Origin of the sequence: Aliagarivorans marinus DSM 23064, assembly GCF_000429485.1 — a bacterium.
Taxonomy (GTDB): Bacteria; Pseudomonadota; Gammaproteobacteria; order Enterobacterales; family Celerinatantimonadaceae; genus Aliagarivorans; species Aliagarivorans marinus.
On the sequence record NZ_AUBY01000020.1, the window covers coordinates 86509 to 108500 of the forward strand.

Annotated in this window: 22 protein-coding genes; 5 read left to right on the forward strand and 17 right to left on the reverse strand. The window is 54.9% G+C overall.

Features of this window, described 5'->3' with window-relative positions:
* Positions 1–94 precede the first annotated feature (94 nt).
* Positions 95–982, forward strand: coding sequence for an AEC family transporter (locus G461_RS0109800; protein ID WP_026971713.1), 888 nt, complete (start codon positions 95–97; stop codon positions 980–982).
* Between the two features lie 37 nt (positions 983–1019).
* On the opposite strand, the gene def is transcribed toward G461_RS0109800, so the two are convergent.
* The 4 genes from def to G461_RS0109820 all read right to left on the reverse strand — a co-directional run bounded on the left by def (position 1020) and on the right by G461_RS0109820 (position 4581).
* On the reverse strand, positions 1020–1562 hold the full coding sequence (gene def / locus G461_RS0109805) for a peptide deformylase (protein ID WP_051333486.1): 543 nt from the start codon (positions 1560–1562) through the stop codon (positions 1020–1022).
* The gene (locus tag G461_RS0109810; RefSeq protein ID WP_026971715.1) at positions 1559–2233 is read right to left on the reverse strand and encodes a hypothetical protein; all 675 of its coding nucleotides are present in this window, start codon (positions 2231–2233) and stop codon (positions 1559–1561) included. The genes def and G461_RS0109810 overlap by 4 nt, the downstream gene beginning before the upstream one ends.
* Before the next feature lie 50 nt (positions 2234–2283).
* On the reverse strand, positions 2284–2973 hold the full coding sequence (locus tag G461_RS0109815) for an HAD family hydrolase (protein ID WP_026971716.1): 690 nt from the start codon (positions 2971–2973) through the stop codon (positions 2284–2286).
* 84 nt (positions 2974–3057) lie between these two features.
* A complete protein-coding gene (locus G461_RS0109820; protein ID WP_026971717.1) occupies positions 3058–4581 on the reverse strand; it encodes an MATE family efflux transporter in 1524 nt (507 codons plus the stop codon).
* A 146-nt stretch (positions 4582–4727) separates the two neighbouring features.
* On the opposite strand from G461_RS0109820, the gene G461_RS25505 reads away from it, so the two are divergent.
* Complete coding sequence (locus tag G461_RS25505) at positions 4728–5744, forward strand: GGDEF domain-containing protein (RefSeq protein ID WP_051333487.1); 1017 nt, start codon at positions 4728–4730, stop codon at positions 5742–5744.
* A 13-nt stretch (positions 5745–5757) separates the two neighbouring features.
* Here G461_RS25505 and G461_RS0109830 read toward each other — a convergent pair whose 3' ends face one another.
* From G461_RS0109830 to G461_RS0109855, 6 genes are all read right to left on the reverse strand, one after another.
* Positions 5758–6129: a hypothetical protein gene (locus tag G461_RS0109830; protein ID WP_026971718.1), complete on the reverse strand. Its 372-nt coding sequence runs from the start codon at positions 6127–6129 to the stop codon at positions 5758–5760.
* A 355-nt stretch (positions 6130–6484) separates the two neighbouring features.
* The gene (locus G461_RS0109835) at positions 6485–7039 is read right to left on the reverse strand and encodes a DUF6933 domain-containing protein (protein ID WP_026971719.1); all 555 of its coding nucleotides are present in this window, start codon (positions 7037–7039) and stop codon (positions 6485–6487) included.
* A 120-nt stretch (positions 7040–7159) separates the two neighbouring features.
* Complete coding sequence (locus G461_RS0109840) at positions 7160–7813, reverse strand: HAD family hydrolase (protein ID WP_026971720.1); 654 nt, start codon at positions 7811–7813, stop codon at positions 7160–7162.
* A gap of 7 nt (positions 7814–7820) precedes the next feature.
* Entirely contained in the window at positions 7821–9176 is a 1356-nt protein-coding gene (locus tag G461_RS0109845; RefSeq protein WP_035479974.1) for a YjiH family protein, read from the reverse strand.
* Positions 9177–9396: 220 nt separating this feature from the next.
* Positions 9397–9756, reverse strand: coding sequence for a hypothetical protein (locus G461_RS0109850; RefSeq protein WP_026971722.1), 360 nt, complete (start codon positions 9754–9756; stop codon positions 9397–9399).
* Positions 9740–10486 (reverse strand): type 1 glutamine amidotransferase, encoded by a 747-nt coding sequence (locus G461_RS0109855; RefSeq protein WP_026971723.1) that lies wholly within the window; start codon positions 10484–10486, stop codon positions 9740–9742. The genes G461_RS0109850 and G461_RS0109855 overlap by 17 nt, the downstream gene beginning before the upstream one ends.
* Positions 10487–10663: 177 nt before the next feature.
* Here G461_RS0109855 and G461_RS0109860 point away from each other — a divergent pair, with 177 nt between their 5' ends.
* Positions 10664–11026, forward strand: a complete 363-nt coding sequence (locus G461_RS0109860) for a PilZ domain-containing protein (protein ID WP_026971724.1) — start codon at positions 10664–10666, stop codon at positions 11024–11026.
* Positions 11027–11080: 54 nt separating this feature from the next.
* Here G461_RS0109860 and radA read toward each other — a convergent pair whose 3' ends face one another.
* A complete protein-coding gene (radA, locus tag G461_RS0109865) occupies positions 11081–12445 on the reverse strand; it encodes a DNA repair protein RadA (RefSeq protein WP_026957731.1) in 1365 nt (454 codons plus the stop codon).
* A 146-nt stretch (positions 12446–12591) separates the two neighbouring features.
* On the opposite strand from radA, the gene G461_RS0109870 reads away from it, so the two are divergent.
* Positions 12592–14988 (forward strand): PilZ domain-containing protein, encoded by a 2397-nt coding sequence (locus tag G461_RS0109870; protein ID WP_026971725.1) that lies wholly within the window; start codon positions 12592–12594, stop codon positions 14986–14988.
* 29 nt (positions 14989–15017) lie between these two features.
* On the opposite strand, the gene serB is transcribed toward G461_RS0109870, so the two are convergent.
* Complete coding sequence (serB, locus tag G461_RS0109875) at positions 15018–16022, reverse strand: phosphoserine phosphatase SerB (protein WP_026971726.1); 1005 nt, start codon at positions 16020–16022, stop codon at positions 15018–15020.
* 105 nt (positions 16023–16127) lie between these two features.
* Between serB and G461_RS0109880 the strand changes: the two genes are divergently transcribed.
* Positions 16128–16802 carry an AhpA/YtjB family protein gene (locus tag G461_RS0109880; RefSeq protein WP_026971727.1) on the forward strand — a complete coding sequence of 225 codons (675 nt, stop codon included), beginning with the start codon at positions 16128–16130 and terminating at the stop codon, positions 16800–16802.
* 14 nt (positions 16803–16816) lie between these two features.
* Here G461_RS0109880 and deoD read toward each other — a convergent pair whose 3' ends face one another.
* From deoD to add, 5 genes are read right to left on the reverse strand one after another with little or no spacing between them, the layout of a single operon-like run.
* Positions 16817–17521, reverse strand: a complete 705-nt coding sequence (gene deoD / locus G461_RS0109885) for a purine-nucleoside phosphorylase (protein WP_026957735.1) — start codon at positions 17519–17521, stop codon at positions 16817–16819.
* A 54-nt stretch (positions 17522–17575) separates the two neighbouring features.
* A complete protein-coding gene (locus tag G461_RS0109890) occupies positions 17576–18790 on the reverse strand; it encodes a phosphopentomutase (protein WP_026971728.1) in 1215 nt (404 codons plus the stop codon).
* A 3-nt stretch (positions 18791–18793) separates the two neighbouring features.
* Positions 18794–20125, reverse strand: coding sequence for a thymidine phosphorylase (deoA, locus tag G461_RS0109895; RefSeq protein WP_026971729.1), 1332 nt, complete (start codon positions 20123–20125; stop codon positions 18794–18796).
* 50 nt (positions 20126–20175) lie between these two features.
* Entirely contained in the window at positions 20176–20949 is a 774-nt protein-coding gene (deoC, locus tag G461_RS0109900) for a deoxyribose-phosphate aldolase (RefSeq protein WP_026971730.1), read from the reverse strand.
* Positions 20950–20958: 9 nt separating this feature from the next.
* Complete coding sequence (add, locus tag G461_RS0109905) at positions 20959–21963, reverse strand: adenosine deaminase (protein ID WP_026971731.1); 1005 nt, start codon at positions 21961–21963, stop codon at positions 20959–20961.
* Positions 21964–21992 lie beyond the last annotated feature (29 nt).

Below are 21992 nucleotides of genomic sequence, written 5' to 3' on the forward strand. Positions count from 1 at the left end.
TTGCTGACTTCCCGCATCTACCACTAAAGGCTAGTAGTTTCATTGGCCTACGCGGGCTAGCTTTAGGCTTCTAACCTTGCACAAGGAAAGTGACTTGCTGGTTGAAATTCTACAGATCATGGTGCCCATTGTGGCCGTTGTCGCCATCGGGCTGCTCTACGGGCGCCGCCATAAGCCGGATATCAGCGCCGCCAACCATATGAACACCGCCATCTTTGCCCCAGCGCTGATCTTCTCGGTGCTGGCCAGCACAGACAGTGCGATTCAGAACTATCTCAATATTACCTTGGCGGGAGGCTTTGTGGTCCTTGGCTCGGGCTTAGTGCTGCTGCCCTTGGTATGGCTGCTCAAAATTGATTTGCGCAGCTTCCTGCCGCCAATGATGTTCAATAACGCCGGCAACCTAGGCCTTCCCTTGCTGGTGCTGGCCTTCGGTGAACAAGCCATGCCCTTGGCGGTATGCCTGCTGATTATTGAGATGCTGCTGCATTTTACCGTAGGCATCGTGCTGCTAACCGGCCGCTTCGATCCCAAGCAGATCCTCACCATGCCGATTATCCAAGCGACCATCCTCGGCGTCGCGTGGAGCACCATGGGTTGGTCGTTGCCAGAGGTAGTGGCCATCCCACTGGAGATGTTAGGACAGATCTCGATTCCACTGATGCTGTTTACCTTAGGGGTTCGGCTAACCGAGGTGGATTTGAGCGATTGGAAGCTTGGGGTACTGGGTGCAATAGCCTGCCCGCTCAGCGGAATCGTGTGTGCGCTACCGATGCTGTGGCTGCTGCCGCTATCTCCACTGGAGCAAGCTTGTTTGCTGCTGTTTGCCAGCCTGCCCCCGGCGGTTTTGAACTTTATCGTGGCTGAGCAGTATCAAGTCGCCCCCAAGCGGGTGGCGTCCATCGTATTAATCGGAAACTTGGGAAGCCTGCTAGTGATGCCGCTTATGCTCTACTGGGTGTGGATAGTCAACGGCTCGTGACTAAGCCTTAAATAAGCAGGCCTTAAGCAAGCGTGCCTTAATCCAGCAGGTCTGCATCCAATAAACCCTGTTCTGCAAGCTCAAAGTAGCGGCTCTCATCGATAAGCTGCTCGGGCGAGCTGACCCGCTCGGTGATGCAGATGCCATCAAGGTGGTCCAGCTCGTGCTGAATCACCCGTGCGACAAAGCCATTGAATTGGCGCTCAATACGCTGCCCTTGGCGATCGCAATAGCTCACATCAATGGTCTCGGCGCGGGCAATACGCCCCCGTTTACCCGGCACACTTAGACAGCCTTCCCAGCCCCACAGCATGGCCTCGCTGGCGCGGAGAATCTGCGGGTTGAGCATCTCGGTTATCGGCATAGTAGGCGCGTCGGGGTAGCGGGGATTGGGTCGGCTGGCCACAATCACAATCCGTAGCGGCAAGCCAATCTGCGGTGCGGCAATGCCGACACCATCGGCTTCTAGCATTAGTGTATTGAGTTCACTAAGAGCATCCTGAGCAGTGTTATCCAGTGGAAACGCCACTGCTACTGCGACTTGCTTAAGGCGCGGGTCCGGCACACTGAGGATGGTCATGCAGCCTCCTCCACCATTGCACTGTAACAGCGGTAAGCGAACACCAAGGGGTAGACTTCAAGCAGTGTGCCCGCCGCGCGATTGAGGTAGAACCAAATGGATGCAGCCTGACTGGTCAGCAGATGTTGGTGAATCAGCCAGAATGGCAGCATCACCAAGGCCATCATCACGATGACCGCCTTGAGCAACATACCTGCATAGGGAGCGGTTTGCTTCCAACTAAGCTGGATGGCGCGCCACGCTGGAAGACGCAACAAGGTGCAATTGAGGCTGGCGAACATTAAGCGGCTGGCAATCACTAAACCGGGCAGGATAAAAAAGCCTAGCCCCAATAAAGTCATCGCCAGCGTGAAGGCCACAACCAAGGTCAATTGTGGCCAAACCTTTAGGCCGGCCCGCAGACAGCTAGCAATCGACCACGGATCGCCAAGCAACTGGGCGCGGATATACAGTACCACTGCGGCAATATAGATTGGCTCCAGCCCAATACCCACTAGGGTAAGCAGCAGGTAGTTATCTTGGCTAAGCTTGCCATCCTCGCCTAAAAAGCCGTTTTGCAGCGCGATAAAGGGCAGCGCAATCGGCAGAATAATACAAGCGATCGCTTTTAGGTGGCGCAGGTAAAAGCGCCAACTCTCACTTAACAACTCACTCAAACTGCCGCGATACATCCGCTTTACTCTCCTCCCTAACGACCTTTTTTCATCTTTGGCGACCGACTTTAGCCTAGAACCTGTGTTAGCAGCTCACTGAGCGAGCCGACAGAAACTACATCGGCCGGAACACTGTGCCCTTTACGGTTCAACCACACGCTAGCCCAACCCGCCTGTTTGGCTGCGCGCGCATCCTTCTCTAGATTATCCCCCACATAGAGGCAGTCTTTAGCTTCAAGGCCTAAGCGTTCGCTGGCTTGATGAAAGATCTCAGGTTTGGGCTTAGCCACTCCGGCCGCCTCCGCGGTCAGGGTGAAGGCCATGAACGACTCCAATTGGCAGGCTGCCACCTTGCGCAGCTGCATGGCATCCGGGCCATTAGAGACCAGCGCTAATACATAGCCACGTTGTTGCAGCTCAGTTAAGCAAGGCAGGGCGTCGTCGAACAGACTCTCTGCACAGGCGGCCACATAGGCCTGCATAAAGTATTCAAAGGCTTGCTCGGCTTGCTGATCGCTCAGCTCAGGGCTAGCCAAGGCATGACGAATACGCGCCTGACGCATCTGCGCGGCGCTTAGCTGGCCATCGAGGAAGTCGGGGTAGTAGCGGCTGAGCGCTTCCTGCCAATGCCGACCAGCCTCGGCGGCACGCGCCGGGGCATAGTGTTCAAATAGGGCTTGTACACCCAAGCGGGTGGCTTGGGCATCATCTAATAGGGTGTCATCAAGGTCGAACACCACGGCTTGGTATGCTGGCATGCTGCATCACGGTCAAATTCAGATGGGTCCATGTTGAGCTACAGCATTAAAGGCTGTCAACCCTATTTAGGTTACCGTTTTTCGCTAAGCTCTGCGGTTATCCGCAGCCAGTTCCTCTAGCTTATCGGGCCCATCGCTATCGTCGTGATCGGCGCACATATAGCTGCGGCTGGAGCAGAACGGGGTAAGCGGAATAGCCGGCTCCAACACCGTCTCATCCTCACCTTCAGTCTTACTGGCTATCGCGCTATCAGCTTGCACTTGCTCAAGCGACTCTTGCTCATGGCTGCGCTGGATCTGCTGCACCCGACGAAACGCCAGTATGCTTCCCAACACGCCAAACACCACCGCGCCCAATGCTTGTCCAGCTAACACCCCTTCAGCGCCCATCCATTGCGAACCGATAAATACAAACGGAATGGTGCCAATGGTTGCCTTGGAGAAGTTAAGCATGGTCGACATCGCCGGGTAGCCAAGGTTGTTAAAGGCAGCATTAGCGATAAACAGCGCCCCGTTAAACAAGAAGCTAAAGCTTATCCAGGTGCAGAAGAAGGCGACCAACGAGGCGGCATCGCCATCAAGACCAAATGCGCCGATCAGCCAAGGCTGCGCCAACCACATCACCAGCGATAACAGCAGCACATAGGCGCTGGCAAAGCCCAATGAATAGCTGAGCGTCTGCTGCACGCGCGAGTACAGATGCGCGCCATAGTTTTGCCCAATAATCGGCCCCACTGCGCCTGATAGCGAGAACACCATGCCAAAGGCCACCGGGATCATCCGCCCAACCACTGCCCAGCCCGCTACATAAGAGTCGCCATACTGGGCAATCGCCGCCGTCACGTAGGCATTGCCAATGGGGGTGGCGACATTGGTCATCATCGCCGGACCGGCCACATTAAAGATCCGCTTGAGATCTCCAATCCACAAGTTGAAACGAAACGCGGTGAGTAATTGATGCCGATACATCACCGCGCCCAGCGCAACGCCAGCCACGGTAAAGCGCGCAACCACCGAGGCTAAGGCCGCACCGGTCAGCCCCCAGTCGAACACAAAGATAAACAAAGGGTCGAGCAGCGCATTCACGCCACCGCCCAACAGGGTTGACCACATCGCGCGTCGGGCATCGCCCACCGAGCGCAACGCGGCACCGGCGCTCATGGCAATGCCCAGCACTGGCAGCGAGGGCAACATAATCCGCAGGTAATGGGTGGCAAGCTCCAAGGTTCGGTTTTCGGCGCCCAACCACTCGAGAAGATCTGGCGCCAGCCACCACACCACCGCCGAGATGGCGCTGCTAATCATAAAACCGGTGACTAATACATTGATCGCCAAGCGTCTGGCCTGCTCACGATCGCGCTCGCCAATCGCCTTGGATACCAGTGCGCTCATCGCAATCGACAAACCAATGCCTACCGAAGTGGTAAAAAAGGCCACGGTACCGGCATAACCAACGGCTGCAGCCAACTCCGACTCACCCAGCAAGCTAATAAAGTAGAGGTCAGCCAAGTCAACCAAGAACAGCGCGGTTAGACCAATCGCGTTGGTTGCTGACATAACGAAGATATGCGGGAAGATGGCTCCCTTGGTAAATTTTGCCTGGGGCATGGCTCGACTAGCGTTTGCAAAAAACTAAAGTGTAGTCCAACCCAAACATTGGCTAACTACAAATATTTCGGTGACTTTTTTCAATTAAACAGGAAAAACAAAAATTTACTGTCAATACTATTACTGAATTTAACGCAAGGAAGCTTATGCAATCAGATTGGTCGCCACTGGAGGCGGCAGAGCGAAAGATGAGCCTGGTGATGCACCTTGCAGGCTTGGTTCCCAGTCTTTTCTTCTGTATCTATCATCTCTTCTACGGGAAGCTTTGGTTTGGCTTAACGGTGGTTCCTTGCGCCACTATGCTCCTGATATCACTGTACTTTATTTGTACAGACCACAACGATGAACGCTACAAGCTATTTGACCGTTTGTTCTTGATGCTGGCCTGTGTCCCAGTACTTGCGGGAATGCTAGATAAAGGGCTACATGGTGAATACTTCATACAAGCCCTCATTTTGGCCTGTTTTCTCAACCTACCGACTCGGCTCGCAGAACGCTTTGTGCTGGTCATCTCAATCATTGCGATCAGCTTTGGCTTCTGGCGCTTTGGCGATCAGGAAGGGCTGCGCTTTGCTATCGGCCTGATTGCGCTGCATATTTTTGCTTGGGGAATCGCCAGAATTGTCGTCCAACAAAACAATGAGCTACATGAGCTGGCATTTCGTGACTCACTAACCAAAGCCTACAATCGTCGCGCCCTGTACGACGAGCTGTTCAAAGCCCAAAAGCACTTTCAGCGCAGCAGGCAAACCTCAACCATCATCATGCTCGACCTCGATAACTTCAAGCAGATCAATGACCGCTACGGTCACCCAGTCGGCGACGACGTACTTTGTTGGTTTGTGACCAAACTGCAAGAAGACACCCGCGCTAATGACCGGGTGTTCCGCTATGGTGGTGAAGAGTTCTTGATACTGCTTAGCGGTGCCTCGATGGAGCAAGCCTTTTCGGTTAGCGAAAAGCTGCGTCAAACAATCGCCAATGACTCGAGCGCACCACACGGAGACCTGGTTACCTTTAGTGCTGGGCTAGCCGAAATCAAACTCAGTGAAGACATCGATACCTGGATCACCCGCGCCGATAACGGCCTTTATCACGCTAAACACGCAGGCCGCAATCAAACCTGGTTGGCTCCTAGCACACCGGATGCTATGCGAATTTAGGGCGTAGCGAGTTTTAGGGCTTAACCGTAGCCTCAACATCGCTGGTCAGCGATGACGATTGCTCAACCGATAACGCTTCACTGCGCCATAGACGCTCGCCACAACACAAGCAAACGTGCTCGCGGCATGCATCCGCCAAACTATGACTACCGTACTCCCAAAGCTGGGTGCTGCCACAATGGGAGCAGCACAACTGCTCACCTTTGCTGGCGCCCGGTTGGTGACGATACTGAGAAAGGGTGGGAAGCTGCATCCAGCGCTGCCATTCCCTGTAGCGCGGCGATATCCACTGGGCCAAGCGACCGCCTTTTACGAGAGGGGAAGGCGTTTGGTCGTTGGACAGGCTCAAGCCACTGATAGTTTTTACTGTGTTGATGCCAGTCATGATTAATTCGTTTTATATTAGATTGATGTTATATAGATCACATTTTGACTAGAGCACAGTATAGGTCACAGTCCCCTGATAACCGATAACTCAATTAGAAAAATTTATTATTTTGCACTGTGCAGAAAACACTCAACTGAAGGTGTAAAAAGTTTGCACTGCCAAGCTGGTGTTATCAGTAGAAAAGTTTGGACGGGGCCTGCTAAATGAAGCTTTTGTGACCGTGAGGCGAGTCACAAAATTATTTTTGAAAGGCGCAGGTCCACAAGACTTTACACGATAAACGCGGCAGCACAGATGCGAGCCGCGTCAAATTTTCATGAAACGAAACTGCTAGCCGTTCGCGGCTTGGTATTTAGTGGTACAGCGGAGCGCTGGTTTGCGACTGCCACTCAGCCAAGCCTTGCCAATATTGCTGCATCTGCTGGTAAGGTGTTTCACCCAACCCAGCTTCCAAATAGTCGTTCAAGATGACTCCCCAGCGGAACTCTTCTACCTGATTACCCGGGATACCTTGGTGGCGAACAACCAATGCTTTCACCAATGCTTCCAGATGTTGTAGCTGTTGCTGGGAGCATGAAGAGGGTTGTGTGAGCAACACCGACTGGCACTGCTCCAGCAGGTTCTTCTGCAAACGCTGGTTACCCAGCTCATCGAGATCGGCCACGGTCAACGCCTCACTGAGCAGGCGGAAGCGGCAGACTTCGCTTAGAGCTTGGTAGTCATCGTGCTTGAGGTTAAAGAACAACATGGCGTAGCCGGTTTGTGCCTCGCGCAAGATAACACAGTGATGCTGGTCGATATCAAAGCGGTGGGCCTGCCAGCGGTTCAGGCTTAACCCCTGCTTAAGGCTGGGAAGCTGGGCAGGTAGGTGGGGAACCAAACTGGCATTGACTTGAATCTCTAACATCTGACTGAACTCCGCGCGTAAATACTGGCTGTACCCAGTAATGGCAAGTTCAGTGCCAGCTTAGAGCGTCAAAAAAACAACACCTTCAAACAGGCTTCAACAACAGGCCCAAAAACAGGTCTAAATAAACAGCTGCCGCGCTTCATTCAAGCTAGGGATAACCCGGTGTTGTAAGGCCAACAACGGCTCATCCGGCATCACCAAGTCAGGCACTTGTACCACTTGCATATTGGCGGCATGGGCAGCGCGCACACCATTGGCGGAGTCCTCAAAAGCGATACAGTGCTCGGGGGCGATACCCAAGCGCGAGGCGGCCAGCAGGTAAATCTCGGGGTCGGGCTTGCTATGGGCAACCTCACAGCCACAGGTTATCAGCGAGAAGTAATCGCGCAGTCCGGCCAAACGCAGTTTGTTCTCGGCCAGCTCTTTGGCAGTGGAGGTGGCAACCGCGAGCTGAATCGGCAAGCCTGCAAGCAGCTCTAACAGCTCTCGTACGCCTTCGCGCAGCGCCACCGCGCGGTTGTGTACATGCCCTTGATAGAGCGCCATCCAGCGTTCTCTTAAGGGGTGATAGGGGAAGTCTGGACCAAGCTGCTCGGCAAAAATCTGCTCGATACGCTGGGCATTACAGCCGATGATTTGCAAATAGACGCTCTCAGGCACGTTCAGCTGCAGCTCGCTGCAAGCGTCCAAAAAATACGAGCGACAAAGTCGCTCGCTATCCAGTAGCAGGCCATCCATATCGAAGATGGCCGCGTGAATGGGTTTACTCATGGAGTCCCTAGAAAAACAGGTGCGCCATGCCCGCTACTACCGGAAGGGTAACCAAGGTGCGCACGATAAAGATGACAAACAGTTGCCACAGCTTCACCGGAAGCTTGCTGCCCAAGATAAGCGCGCCCACTTCAGACAGGTAGATTAGCTGGGTAACCGAAACTGCAGCAATGATAAAGCGAGTAATCTCAGGTTCAATAGAGGCCGCCAAAATAGATGGCACGAACATATCGGCAAAGCCCACTACCAAGGTCTCGGAAGCCGCTGCCGCCTCAGGCACTTGCAGTAGCTCGAGCAGAGGAATAAACGGCATGCCCAGCCAGGTAAACACCGGGGTCGTCTCGGCAATCACCAGAGCAACAGTGCCCACCGCCATAATCACCGGCAGTACACCAATCCATAAGTCTGCCACATTGTGCAGCCCTTGTTGCAGCAGTTGACGCGGCTTACTGGCGCGCTGTGCTTGCTGTAGAGCCAAGTTCCAGCCCCAGCTAAAGGCGCTATGCCCTTGGGGGATCAGCTCTTCGTTGCCGCTGCGTTGCTTGCCGTCGATAAACTTATCGGCGAATAGCGAAAGCGGTGGAATGCGCGGGGTGATAACCGCCGCCACAAAGCCGGCAGCACACACGGCAGCGTAGAAAGGCAGGAACATATGCTCCAGCTGTACCTGCGCCAATACCACCAATGAGAAGGTAATCGATACGGTTGAGAAGGTGGTCGCCACCACAATGCCTTCACGCTGAGTGTAGTAGCCCTGCTCATACTGCTTGCTGGTCAGCATGATGCCCACGCTACCATCGCCAAGCCAAGAAGCCATCGAGTCAACCGCCCCGCGGCCGGGCAAGGTGAATAGTGGACGCATCACCTTGCTGAGCAAGGTGCCTACAAACTCCAGCAGGCCGAAGTTAAGTAGTAGTGGCAGCAGCACCCCGGCGAACAGGAACACACCAAGCAAGGTCGGTAGCAAGTCGAACAGGATAAGGCCGCCGGTATCGCCAGACCACACCTCACTCGGACCAATCTCCAATGCGGTGGCCAACACAAAGATGGCACCAAGAACTCGCACCACAAACCAGCCCGGCGAGAGCTGGAACAAGGCGCTAAGCAGCGGTTGGTCCTTGAGCCAAGCGGGCTTGGCGAAGAAGAAATAACAGCTAATCAGGGCGCTGGCGGTAATCAGGGTGGTGATCAACGGCACCGCGAAATCACCCAAGCCGCCGGTAAACAGCTTGGCCAAGATCGCCACAGGAATAGTGAGCGAGCCGTCATAAGGCACCGGCGTCATAAACAGGAAAATGCCTAACAGCGATGGCCCCAAAAACGCGCTGGCCTTGGCGTTTCCTTCGGTGGTGGTGGATGTCATGTTTGCAACCTCTTAACTCTGCATATTCAGTCAGCCGCCGCAGTCTGTTTTAGTGTTATATTCACTGCGACTGAATAATTTAGCGAGATAATATAGCAAGCAAAGTCGCATATCAATGCATAAATAGCGTTTTGTTCGCAGTAAATAGTGAATAAACTCGCAGAATATGCGAATCACCACTCAAGTGACTGGCAATATGCTGAAGTTAATGGATTTTCAGTCAGCGCCGGTAGCGATCTTGACGCAACACCGCGCTACCCAAGCGATGCTCGATAATCAGCTCTGCACCTTGTTCAGAATAGCCAAGGCTGGGGGATTGTTGCCACTGACTGTCTTGGGCACGTCGCCACAAGATGCTGTCTCCGTCGATGGTACAGATAAACAGCTCGGTGCTGGCACCGTTAGACCAGCGCAGCTCAACGCCATCGACGCCTTGGCGATAATCGCGCACCTGCTGCGGCTGGGCGCTGACCAAGCTGGCAACCGCAAAACGGCAGATTTCATTGTCTGAAGGTGAAGCAATGAGCTTGCTGCTCACCAGCAGCAAGCAGATAACAACAGACTTAAGCAGGCTGTTCATCCAGCAAGATCCTCTCTACAAACTGCCCGAGCAGGGCATTGCTCTCAGGGGTTTCCACTGCGCCGTCTAACACCGCCCTGAGCTGGTCGGCCCCCTCGGTGTATTTATCCGCGAACAGTGACAGGCGCTGTACCAAGATTGCACGGTCCACTTCCGGGTGGAACTGGGTCGCCCAAAACGGCGCGCCTTCAACTTTTAGAGCGTGCACACAGTGGCCAGTTTCCGCCAAGTTGATACAGCCGGCGGGCAACTGGTAGGCGCTATCGCGATGCACCGATACCGCAACAAAGGGGTCGGGCATGGTGGAGAATAAGGGGTCGGTCTGGGCGGCCTCGGTTAAGCGGATCGGCAGGGTTCCCATCTCGAAATCTTGGTCATGGTGGAAGATCTCGCCGCCCAGCGCCAGCACCGCCAGCTGGAAACCAAAGCAAGAGGCAAACACCGGTAACTTACGCTGCAGGCACTCACGCAGCAGCACTTGAATATCTTCCACAAACGGATAGCGCTCGGGTTCAAGCACACTCGCCTCGCTGGAACCGCCCACCAATACCGCGTGGTAGTCAGCGAGCCGCTGGTGGTCATAATGGGGCTGATCGAACACGTTCCAGATATCGAACTGCGACTCAGCCACTTCACAGAACTGGGCGAAGCTGCTGAGCTCTTCCTGGCGGGTTTGCTCGTCATCGCGGATTTGAATCAGTAGTAGTTTAAGTTGTTGCTTGCTCGGCATTAATCTCTTCCCTGAAGCTCTATCGACCGCAGCATAGTGCACGGCTTGCCAGCCTTCAATGTACACAATCCACAGCCAATACTGAATGCCGTGGGCTTCAAAAAAGAGAGCCTGCTCAGAGCATGTAACTAGCTGTTAAGCTAGGCTAAAGGAATCGACAGCAAGCAGGAACGCGCTATGGATGAACGACGAAAATTTCTCAGGGTGCTGTTTAACCGCCCAGCCTATCTCAACCATGCCGACCAGAGCTGGTCTTGTGAGTTGCTGGACCTGTCCCTGCAGGGAGCGCTGGTAACGGTACCTAATGATTGGGACAAAGAGGTCACTAAGCTGACCCTGAGTTTTAACCTCACAGAGCTAGCGGAAGACGCCATTGGCATTACCATGGACGCCGAGGTGCGCCATACCACCGAAGAGCACATCGGTTTACACATCACCCACTTAGACTTGGATAGCGCCAGCCACCTTAAGCGGCTAATTGAGCTTAATCTGGGTGACGACGAAGCCCTGCACCGCCAGCTGGAACAGCTAATCTTCTAAAAAGAAAAGGGGCTAGATTCAGCCCCTTTCTCTTTCTCTTGCTCTCGCCCTGCTCTAGAGCGCTTCTATCGCCTCAGACAAATTAGCTACCCCAACCACTTCAATGCCCGGAATGGCCTGCTTGGGCTTGTTGCCAATCGGCACGATGGCGCGTTTAAAGCCATGCTTGGCGGCTTCGTTAAGTCGCTCGATGCCATTGCCCACTGGGCGGATCTCGCCAGATAGACCCACCTCGCCAAATACCACCAACTCCTGTGGAAGCACCTGATTGCGGAAGCTCGACACCATCGCCACCAGCAAGGCCAAGTCGGCGCTGGTTTCGGCAACCCTCACGCCACCGACTACGTTGGCGAACACATCTTGGTCAGACATCTGTACCCCAGCGTGACGATGCAATACCGCCAACAACATGGCCATGCGATTCTGCTCCAGCCCCACCGCAACTCGGCGCGGATTGGCCAGTGCGCTGTAATCCACCAAGGCTTGGATCTCCACCAGCAGCGGTCGAGTTCCTTCCCAAACCACCATCACCACCGAGCCCGGCGCTGGCTCTTGGGCGCGCGACAGGAAGATGGCCGAGGGGTTCGACACCTCGCGAAGGCCCTGCCCGGTCATGGCAAACACGCCCAGCTCATTGACCGCGCCAAAGCGGTTTTTGTGGCCACGTAGGGTGCGGAAGCGCCCGTCCGACTCGCCTTCCAACATGATGGAGCAGTCAATACAGTGCTCCAGTACCTTCGGGCCAGCCAGGGTGCCATCTTTAGTCACATGGCCCACCATCAACATGGCAATATTGTGTTGCTTGGCAAAACGAGTCAGCCATGCCGCACTCTCGCGTACTTGGCTCACCCCACCCGGCGCCGACTGAATATCTGCCATGTGCATCACCTGGATGGAGTCGATCACCATCAGCTTGGGCTTCTCTTGCAGGGCCAGTGCACCGATCTGCTCGACGCTGGTTTCCGAGAGGAGCTTGAGCTTGTCTTTTGGTAGGCCCAAACGCTGGGCACGCATCGCTACCTGCTGCAGCGATTCCTCACCGGTGACATACAGGGTGGGCATCTGCTGGGCCAGCCCGCACATGGTTTGCAGCAGCAAGGTACTCTTACCGGCCCCCGGTGAACCACCAATCAAGATAGCGCTGCCAGGCACGATGCCGCCGCCAAGCACCCGGTCAAACTCTTTAAAACCACTGGAGAAGCGCGGTAGCTCGGTGAGATCGATATTTTCCAAGGTTTGCACCTTGGCTTGGGTATCGCCCGCATAGCCACTAAAACGGTCGCTACGGTTGGACGGCTTGGCGGCTAGTCGGACCTCACTTATGGTGTTCCAGGCTTTACACTCGGAGCACTGCCCCTGCCATCGGGGAAAGTCTGCGCCACAGTCGTTGCAGACATAAGCGGTTTTAGTTTTTGCCATGGAAAACCTAACTTGTTTGAGTACGCGTTTCAGTAATTATTGACTTGTGCTTAATCTCGAATGGGCACAAACTTTGCTGGAAAAACATCACATTGTAGTGACTTCACCAATAATTTGACAGTGGTACGGTTTCGGATTCTTAGAACATGAACGCGGCTTTTAATCAGGCGCTGATAGAGCAGCTGTTGCCTCTGGCCAATAGCGGTGATTTTAGTGATGTCTTCAATAGCGCCACGCAGGAAATGAGCAGTAACCAACGCTTCCTGCTGAAAATGGAAATTAACCGCCTGGCTAAACCCTGCCAGCGGATAATCGATCTCCGAGGTAAGGTGGACGGAGAGTGCCAAGCCTTTGAGCACAACGGACTCACCCACTTTCTCGACGAGATCGCCGTAAACGAATTCAAGGCCCAGTTATCCCGCTTTGCCGGCACCTACACCATGGGGGTGTATGAAGCGCTACAGCAGACCGAAAACAACTTTCGGGTCATGCAGCAGCGCAACATCGACCCGCAGGAGGCAGCCAAGCAGCGCCCTAAGCAATATCAGGCGAGAGCGGTCAAACTCGGCCAGTTTATCTCGAGGAATGAGGAACGCATGCACCTTGCCGCGCCGCTGAAACTTGCTGGAAGTGACGGGGAAGAGTTTGAGGCCATGTCGTCAAACATGTCGGTGTCGGGTATCAAAGTGAAAGTCGACAAGGACCGTCAGTTTGAGGTGGGCCAGCGCTTAATCGTCTATTTCACAGGATTAGAGAAAGAGTTTGCCAACAAGGTACTGGGCGCCGGTACCGAATATCAGATTGTAGGTATCAACCATAGCGACAAAGACCAGTCGCTGCGGATGATTGTGGTAAACCCCGATGCTGAGTTTAAAACCTTCTTTGAAACCTACCTGCGCTCTTATAAAGGGCGTTACCGGGTGGATGTAGATAGCGTCAGCTCGGCAGTGGTTACCAAGGGCTATCAACAGTACCTAATGCCGCGTTTGCACGGCATCCCGGTCTACTTCGATAAGGGCGAGCCATCGACACTGCGCTTTGCCCTCTCCACCCCGAACAACCAAGAACTGCTGGCTTACTGGCGCGATGAGAGCAACCACAGCCACCTATCGCAGCTGTTCCATAAGCCGCGGATGCTGCGCTACCAAAGCCAGATCGAAGGTGAAACGCTGATCTTCTGCTTCACCCATACCGCCAGAGAACGCTTGTTCTTCTATACCGCCACCCGCGAAGAGCTGGAAGAACACCCGCAGTTGCGCGAGCTATTCATCGGCTTTGGCTCGCGTAAGCCAAGCTGGCGGGTGATGAAGTATCAATGGCAGCATATCGACGAAGCACCCCACGTTAGTGCCTCATCGCTGTCGCGCAAGATGGGGGCGGTAGATCTAGAGCGGATCAACACTGCGGTGGAGAATCTTCGAACGGTAGGCTTGCTCAGCGACGTGACTGCGCAGTTTGCCGGCGAGCTCTACCACGACAACTATCCGGTCAAGCTCAATCCGAATCAATTGGCCATCTTCAACCAAAGCAAGATGGTCAGCCCCAGTTTCGAAGTGGTTGCCTACAAATACCTACAACTGCGCCGCGAAGATCGCTACATGTATCGCTCGTTGGTGGAAGTTGAGACCAAGCATGGCGAGAAGTTGGTTGCCTGGTGCCGCGACTTCTCGGTACATGGCATGCAAATCGAGGTGGAGGGTGACATTACTGTCGCCAAAGGCGACACCCTCTACCTAAGCCTGCCGCAGTTCCAAAAGCTGGTGAAAAGCTACAATCTCAAGTTACTGCCCTACCGAGTGGTCAATCACAACCGTCAGGGCAACGTGTTTAACCTGCAGGCCGCTGTCATCGAGCACCAGTTGCACGATGGCATGCGTTTCTTTGAGCAGCTGATTGCCAACAACCTCGACAAGCTCAATCAGGTGCCAGAGCGCCCATCGATGAATGGCCTCTCTGAGACCTTGCGTCAGCTATTCTGTGAACCGCTGTTCTGCCGCGCGCTGTACATTGAAAAACGCCCCGGCCGCTTTGATATCAGTTGTCTGGGTTATGGCAGCCATCCACATAGCTTCGACAGCTTTACCGGGGTTGGTGATGGCGAACACGTCGCTGAGCTTAGCGACTTGTTCAATCAGGGTGAGCTGCACAGCAAGCTGCTGGATACCGTGCGTAACCTCGATGCCGAGCACGCCCCGGAAGTCATCGAGCTACTGGCTCTGGTGAATAACAATACCCGCCGCTTAATCAGTCTGCGCGATGTGGCCGAGCTGGAAGAGTCAGGTCGGCTGGCAGAGTACGTGAAGTTTGCCAGTGGCAAAGGCCGAGTCCTATCGTTCAGCCTGCATATCTCGCGGGTCGGACGACCGGATACCGAGTTTATTCAGCGCGAGCTGGATTACATCAGCCACTACGCCATTCATAAGGCCAAGCAGTTAGAAGATGAGCTGTGGAGTGTGGTGGGTGTGGCGGTGGTCACCGATACCACGGCCGAGCTGATGCATCGCCTGAAGATGCCGGAGTTTATGCAGCTACAGAGCGCTTAGCCAGCGCTCTGTAGCCTTATCACGTTCGCTTAGGCGCAGCCGCTCAGCAGCTCTGAGGCCGACAGGATGCGCACTACCCCATCCAGATCGCTGTGGCGGATCGCCATCTGCGCTTTCGCCTGTACCAGTGGCTTGGCGTGAATGGCCACCCCAAAGTCCGATTCGGCCAGCATCAGCAAGTCATTCGCGCCATCGCCAATCGCCATGGTTTGGGTCGCACCGAACTCTTGCGCCAAGGCCTTTAAAGTATCGGCTTTAACCTGCGCATCCACCACCCCACCGAGTACTTGCCCAGTCAACTTGCCATCGATGATCTCAAGCTGGTTGGCCACTACTCGATCAAAGCCTAAGTCTTGCTGTAAGCGCTCGGCAAAGTAGGTGAAGCCACCAGAGGCGATCGCCACCTTCCAGTCAATCTGCTTAACAAACGACAAGAGATCTTTTAGGCCCGGCATCAACGGCATGCTATCGGCCACTTGCTGAAGTATCGCTTCAGGCGCATCGGCCAGCTTGCCGACTCGGGCGCGCAGACTCTGCTCGAAATCCAGCTCGCCGCGCATCGCTGCCGCGGTCACTGCACTGACCTCTGCGCCAACCCCAGCAAGGGCGGCAATCTCATCGATACACTCAATCTGAATGGTGGTCGAGTCCATATCCATCAGGATAAGGCCCGGCTGATGAAGGTTTGGTAAGCGGCTCATCACCACCCAGTCAAACTCCCAGTCTTGGGTCTCCAGCGAGGCCTTGAGCTCTTGCTCGTTGCACTCTGCGCTCAGTAGCACCGTGGTGGCTCCGAGCATCACCCGGGCTCCTTGCAACACTAACTGGCGGCCATCTGCCTGCACGGTAAGGCTTAGCTGGTTGAGCTGCTCAGAAGTGAGCGCTGGCGCCCAAATCAACAGCTGGCAGTGGCAGGCAATGCTGACATGGGGAGCCAAGTCTTCGCCACTGAGCTGATAAGGGAAATCATCCAAAACCGATGGCCAGTCTGCCACCAGCGGGGGAAGTTGAGAGAGTCGATGGGAATGGTGCAAATTACATCCTTGCTAATGAAACCCTAGGCGCTTCAAGATAGCTATTGGATTTTGCTTTGGCAAGTCCCTAAGATGGTAGCAGTGTGGAGGCTAAAGACATAAATAATGGATAAGAAAGCCATAACCCGATACCGCGTTGTACAGTTCTTGCAGCTACTGATTGCCATCGGTTGCTGTATCTGGATCTTTCAATCCCTGCTGCAGCTAAAAACCAGCGGGCAAGGCCTGATCCATTACCAAAGTGAGCAGCTGGCGCGCTCGCTAAGCAGCGTTGCCACGCTCAATATCCACAACACCCTAAGCCAACCCGAAGAGCTGCACAGCGAACAACTGCAAAGCCTGGTCGATGAACTGCAGCAGCAACGCTACGTATCATTGGCGGCAGTGTTCGATCGCCAAGGCAAGTTATTGGTCAGTAGCGACCATAGCGAGCAAGATTCCCCCATGCGCCTATTTAATGCGCTGGAACGACCGTTTATTACCGAGGTCAGTGACAGCGAGCAAGGGCTGCGCGCCTATCTGAAGATCCAGCTCAACTACCAGTCGATCCTGTCCAAAGCAGAGCGCTATATCGAACAAGGGCAAAGTCAGATGATGCTGATTATGTTGGTATCGATGGCGATTGGCTTTCTGCTCACCCGGGTACTGTCGCGCAAACGTTATTCGGCGACCCTAGCGGCGATAGCCCTGCGGGCAAGAGCAGCACGAGCCCGACGGGCCCGTGCATTAATCGAGGATGTGGCAACCCGTACCGAGTCGCCAGATAGCCCCGACAAGTAACCTTTGTCAGTGACTTAGATCAGTGAATCTAGAGTCAGAACGATCATGTCGTTGAAGGTTAGCTGACGCTCTTCAGCGGTGGTTTGCTCGCCGGTGCGGATGTGGTCAGAAATGGTTACTACACACAGCGCGGCTTTGCCACACTCGGCTGCTACGCCGTAAAGGCCAGCCGCTTCCATCTCAACGGCCAATACGCCGTGTTTTTCCATAACGTCAAACATCTCTGGGTCTGGGCCGTAGAACAGGTCAGCAGAGAATACGTTACCCACCTTGGCTTTAATGCCGGCTTTCTCAGCGCTGTCGACCGCGTTGCGTAGCAGCTCGTAGTTAGCGATAGCGGCAAAATCAAAGCCTTTAAAACGCTGACGGTTCACGTTCGAGTCGGTACATGCACCCATGCCGATAACCACGTCACGCAGCTGAACGTCTTGGCTGATGGCACCTGCAGAACCCACACGAATGATCTTCTCTACACCGTATTGGGTGTACAGCTCGTGGGCGTAGATAGAGGCGCTAGGAATACCCATGCCAGAACCCATTACCGATACCTTCTTACCTTTGTACGTACCGGTAAAACCAAACATGTTGCGCACGCCAGTTACCTGAACCACATCTTCCAGGAAGGTTTCAGCGATGTACTTGGCACGCAGCGGATCGCCAGGGAACAGTACGGTTTCAGCAAAATCACCAGGGTTTGCACTAATGTGAGGAGTTGTCATTGTCAGTCCTTATTTTGGGGGCCAATGCCCCCGGTCAAAAATTAAAAAGTAGATCTATAGGAACGCGTCGCCGTAGCCCAGGGCCGGTAGCCCCAAGTAACTGGCCAGAGACTGTCCCATATCGGCAAAGCTGTTACGCAAACCAAGATTCTTGGCGCCCAACTTCTTGCCATAAACCAATACCGGTACATGCTCGCGGGTGTGGTCTGTACCTTCCCAAGTCGGGTCACAGCCATGGTCGGCGGTGAGCAGTACCACGTCATCGTCGCCCAATTGCTCGAGCAACTCCGGCAAGCGCTTGTCGAAATACTCTAGCGCGGCGGCATAGCCTGCCACGTCGCGACGGTGACCGTAGGATGAGTCGAAATCGACGAAGTTGGTGAAGATAATACTGTTATCAACACCGCGCGCCATCTCGCTCAGGGTCAGATCAAACAGCCCTTCCAAGCCGGTTGCCTTCACCTTCCGAGTGATGCCTTGGTGGGCATAGATATCGGCAATCTTACCGATACTCACCACTTCACCGCCGGCATCGGCCATCTTGTCCAGTAGGGTTGGCGCAGGTGGAAGAACCGAGTAATCACGGCGATTACCGGTGCGCTGGAAATCGCTGGCGTTATTGCCAACAAATGGACGGGCAATCACTCGGCCAATGTTGTAAGGGTCAACCAGCTTGCGCGCCAACTCGCAAAGCTCCAGCAAGCGCTCTAAACCGAAGGTTTCTTCATGCGCGGCGATCTGGAATACGCTATCGGCCGAGGTGTAGAAGATCGGCTTGCCGCTGGCCATATGCTCTTCGCCCAGCTGCTCCAAAATCGTGGTGCCGGATGAGTGGCAGTTACCCAGATAGCCCGGCAGATTGCCCTGCTCCACCAATGCATCCAACAGCTCTTGTGGGAAGCTGTCGGTGGGCTTGTCGAAATAGCCCCAATCAAACAGCACCGGCACACCGGCGATCTCCCAGTGACCCGATGGCGTGTCTTTACCGCTGCTCAGCTCTTTGGCGTAGCCATAGTAGCCAATGGGTTTCACGTCTGGGTCCATCCCCGGTGGGTATACACCGCCGCTTTCAAAGCAGGCCTGACCCAAGCCCAAGCGGTTAAGGTTGGGAATGTTAAGCGGGCCTTTGCGGCCGATATCGGCGCGCCCTTCAGCGCAGGCTTCTGCGATATGCAGCAAGGTGTTAGAGCCTACATCTCCGAACTGATCGGCATCGGCGGTTGCGCCAATCCCAAACGAGTCCATCACCAGAATAATTGCACGTTTCATCTTCTAGTCCTCTTTCACAATGCATTGGTAGAGCGCAGACGCTGCAAGCTTAGGCGAAGTATCGCTCTGAGTCAGGGCCTCGCGAACCAATGCGGCAGCGTGCTGCCATTGTTGCTCGCTGCTGGCATGGATCAGCATAAGTGGCTGATCCACGTCGACATAATCACCTAAACTCACGATCTGAGATAGGCCAACGCTGTAATCCAGCTGGTCTTTAGGATGCTGGCGCCCCCCACCCATGGCGACCACCGCCATGCCTAAGGCTTTGCTGTCGATTTCGCTGACAAAGCCGGCCTGCTCGGCCAGTATCGGCTTAATCACCGCCGCCTTAGGTAGGTACTCTTGGTAGCGCGCGCAGAAATCGCTGGGGCCACCTAACTGCTCAACCATCGCACCGAAGCGACGTAGCGCTTCGCCATTTTCAATGCTGGCCATTAGCTGCTCACGCGCTTGCTCGCGGCTGTCGGCAAGTTTACCCAGCAGCAGCATGTCTTCGGCCAAGGCCATGGTCACTTCATGCAAGCGGGCGTTGCTGGTATCGCCTTGCAGATACTTGATCACCTCAACGATTTCCAGCGCATTACCCGCCGCCGAGGCCAGTGGCTGATTCATATCAGTCAGCCAGGCCCGGCAGCGCACGCCAGCGGCTTCACAGACCTGAACGATCGCTTCGGCCAGCTCTTTGCTCTGCTCATAGGTGGGCATAAACGCGCCATTACCGACTTTTACGTCCATCACCAAGGCATCCAGCCCTTCAGCCAGCTTTTTGCTGAGAATAGAAGCGGTAATCAGCGGTAGCGAATCGACCGTGGCGGTCACATCGCGCACTGCGTAAAAACGCTTATCGGCCGGTGCCAGCTGGCCACTTTGGCCAACGATGGCAATGCCCGGCACTTTGACCGCTTGCTCGAATACCTCAGGAGCTGGGGTGACCGAATAGCCGGGGATCGCTTCAAGCTTATCTAGGGTGCCCCCGGTATGGCCAAGGCCACGCCCGGAGATCATCGGCACGTGTGCCCCACAGGCTGCCAGCATTGGCCCCAGCAATAGCGAGGTCAGATCGCCCACACCACCGGTGGAGTGCTTGTCGAGCAATGGCCCGGTGACGCCAGTGGCTTGCCAGTTAAGCACCTCGCCCGAGTCGCGCATAGCCATGGTGAGCTCAGCGCGCTCATCAGCGCTCATGCCCTGGAAGAAGGTGGCCATGGCAAAAGCCGCAATCTGGCCATCGCTTATGCTGTCATCAGCAATGCCCGCGACAAAGCTGCGGATCTGCTCACGAGTGAGTTCGCCGCCATCGCGCTTGGTCTGAATAATTTCCTGTGGTAACAACATCGTGCGTTCCTGCTCTGTTCGTTCTGTTACTACTTGTATCAGCCGGAGGCTTAGTAGCCTTCACCGGCGGAGGCGTTATCATCGCCTTCGATGGTCGCCTTCAGCGCCGCCAACAGGCTTGACGCACCAAAGCGGAAGTGACGCTCGCTCACCCAGTCTTCACCCAGAATAGTGCGCGCCTTGCTCAGGTAGACATCGGCTTGCTCGGCGCTCTTCACACCGCCCGCAGCCTTAAAGCCACACGCCGGATTGTGATCGGCAATCGCTTGTAGCATCAGCTCGGCCGCTTCTGGGGTGGCATTAACCGGCACCTTACCGGTCGAGGTTTTAATAAAGTCTGCACCGGCCTTAATCGACAGTTCACTGGCTTTGCTAATCAGGGCGGGCTCAGACAGCTCACCACTTTCAATGATCACCTTCAGCAGCACGTCACCACAGGCGGCTTTACAGGCTTTCACCAGCTCAAAGCCCACCTGTTCGTCGCCACCTTGCAGGGCACGCCATGGGAACACCACGTCAACTTCGTCTGCGCCGTAGGCCACTGCTGCGCGGGTTTCCGCTACCGCCAATTCGATATCGGCTTCACCCAGCGGGAAGTTGGTCACAGTGGCAATCTTCACTTCACTGGCGCCGATCTCGTTGAGATAGCGACGGGCGAAGGGAATAAAGCGCGGATAGATACAAATTGCAGCAACCTGACCGACCTCGGTTTTGGCCTGATCGCACAAGGCAGCTACGCGCTCGCGGGTGTCGTCTTCGTTCAGGGTAGTCAGGTCCATCAAGCTCAGGGCTTGTTGGGCGATTTGTTTCAATTGTGCAGACATGTTTCGTCCTTAGTTAGTTGATTGCTTGCGGGCCAACAGCTGGCGACGCTCATCATCAGACATAAACGCCATGGCCAGGCCATTGCGTTGTAGGGTTTGGATCGCCTCGTCGTCGAGCCCCATTTGCTCGCGGACGACCCGATATTCATGACCGATGTCGATATTGCTGACACCGGGATCGTCGGTATTCAAACCGACACAGATACCCGCATCCAAAAAGCGTGGAAGCGGATGCTCTTCAATCATTGCCACCGTGGAGGTGTGCAGGTTGCTGCTTGGGCAGGACTCAATGCCGATCTGGCGCTGGGCCAGGGTGTCCATCAAAGCCAAGTCTTGGATTGCATTCACCCCATGGCCGATACGCTGGGCACCAAGGTGCTCAATCGCTTGCCAGATGCTTTGTGGACCTAAGGCCTCACCGGCGTGAATGGTTACGTTAAGTGACGCGTCACGCACCCGCTTGAAGTGTTCAACAAACAACTCGCCGGGGAAGCCCGCTTCGTTACCGGCCAAATCGACGGCGGTAAAGTGCTTGCGTTGCGCCAAAATGGCGTCGAGCTCTCGGGTGCAGTTCTCCACCCCGTAGGAGCGCGACATAATGCCGATCAGCTTGACCTGAACATCCTGGCTTTGGCAGGCGCTACGCACCCCATCCGCCACCGCTTCAATCACACCTTCCATCGGCAGGTTATGGGTTTCTGCCATGTAGTAAGGGCTAAAGCGCAGTTCGGTGTAGTCCAAGCCGGAGCGAGCGGCATCTTCAACATTTTCAATGGCCACGCGTTTAACAGCATCCAAGTCGCCGAGCACTTTCACCATCCAGTCCAGCTTGGCAAGAAAACCCAACAGGTCATTCTCTTTGCCTTGCACCTGAACCAGTGGGCGCATCTTGTCGATGCTCTCAGCAGGCAGCGGCATAGCAAACTGATGAGCCAGCTCCCACACCGTTTCAACCCGGACATTTCCATCTAAGTGTCGGTGTAAATCCAGCACCGGCAGTTGTTTATCAAACACGTGGTATTCCTCTATCCAAAGGGAGGCGA